At 68.9% G+C, this 1549-nt stretch carries 3 protein-coding genes; all 3 read left to right on the plus strand.

Annotated features, from left to right (window positions below; all coding sequences use genetic code 11):
- On the plus strand, positions 1–234 hold a 234-nt coding region (locus ACO1BR_RS38500; protein ID WP_426799767.1), incomplete at its 5' end, for an ATP-binding protein.
- A 450-nt stretch (positions 235–684) separates the two neighbouring features.
- Positions 685–1062: an RNHCP domain-containing protein gene (locus ACO1BR_RS38505; protein ID WP_426799768.1), complete on the plus strand. Its 378-nt coding sequence runs from the start codon at positions 685–687 to the stop codon at positions 1060–1062.
- 26 nt (positions 1063–1088) lie between these two features.
- A complete protein-coding gene (locus tag ACO1BR_RS38510) occupies positions 1089–1517 on the plus strand; it encodes an RNHCP domain-containing protein (protein ID WP_426799769.1) in 429 nt (142 codons plus the stop codon).
- Positions 1518–1549: the final 32 nt, after the last annotated feature.

Here is a 1549-nt window from a genome sequence, read left to right on the forward strand (position 1 = left end):
ATCACCAACGCCATCCGCTACGCCCCCGGCCCGATCACGGTGCGCCTCCTGTACGACCGGACCCTGATCTGCGAGGTGAGCGACACCAGCAGCACCTCCCCGCACCTGCGCTACGCCGCCGACGAGGACGAGGGCGGCCGCGGCCTCTTCCTCATCGCCCAGCTCGCCGAACGCTGGGGCACCCGCTACTTCGCCCGGGGCAAGGTCATCTGGGCCGAGCAGGCGGTGACCTGAGAGACGCAGAGCAGGCCGTGCCCTGAGATCCGACGATACGCGCGAGAACGGAGGACCAGGCCGGAAGCCAGCGATGGGTTGCGCTGTGCCCCTTACCGAATGGGCTGCGGCGGTCGCCGTGAGCCCGCGCGGGGAAATGCGTTGGCACGCTTTCCGGTGATCTTGTTACGGTGCTGGGGACCGCAGATCGTGGACCCCATACCGGGCCTGTGTGCCCCAGGAAGAGTGTGTTGATGCCCCGGACCGCGCCGAGCGCGCCTCGCAGCACCGCGTAAACGTCCGTCTCTCCTGCCGCCGTTCCTGCGCGGCGACCGGACGTGGGTTCCGGTGCCCTCTAGCGCCAAGCAGCACCCTGCCCGCCCCTGGGCGGTGTGTGCGTGGCCTCTTCGTCGAGGACCGCTCGGCCGGCTCTTGCTGTCATCGCAGACTTCTCAGCAAGGAGCACCACGGGTGTCCCACATCAGCAACAACACTCACAAGAACACCACTCTCAAGGTCGACACGTTCACCTGCGCAGGGTGCGGTCTGACCGTCTCCACGTTCGCCGCCGCCGGCGCGCGGCGTAACCACTGCCCGTCGTGCCTGCACTCCCGGCACGTCAGCGACCACGTCGAGGGCGGCCCGAGCCAGTGCCACGGCCGCATGACCCCGATCGCCATCGCCGTGCTGCGCACCGCCGACTGGATGCTCATCCACCGTTGCGTGCGCTGCGACGAGCTCACCTCCCACCCGGTGTGCGCGGACGACAACCAGCTCATGCTGATGCGCATGGCCGTCCGCCCGCTCGCACAGCCGCCGTTCCCGCTCGAAGCCCTCGGCAGCCTGTGACCCCGGACGGAAGGAGGAACACCGTCATGCCACGACGCAAACAGTCACGGGGCCGGGACCGGTCGGAACGGCGTCCGCAGCGGCACAAGGACGTCCTGCACGGTAACGGCGGCCACCGCGCCAACGACTTCCGGTGCGTCAACTGTCGCCTGGACGTGTCCCTGACGGCCCCGGGCACCGCTCACCGCAACCACTGCCCGAACTGTCTGGCCAGCCTGCACGTCGACGGCCGTATCCCGGGCGATCGCGCCTCGGACTGCCGTGGGCGGATGACGGCACTGGCCATGTTCACGCGGCCGGACGACGAGTGGATGATCGTCCACCAGTGCCTGACCTGCGGTGAACTCAGCGCGAATCGCATCGCAGGCGACGACAACGCCCTCGCCCTGGTACGCCTGGCGCTCAAACCGCTCCAGGACACCATCATGGCCAGCCGCACCCTGCTCACCCTGTAGGAAACAGGGACGGGGTGCCGGTGCACAGCACC

It is taken from the genome of Streptomyces sp. YGL11-2, assembly GCF_050054615.1.
Taxonomy (GTDB): domain Bacteria; phylum Actinomycetota; class Actinomycetes; order Streptomycetales; family Streptomycetaceae; genus Streptomyces.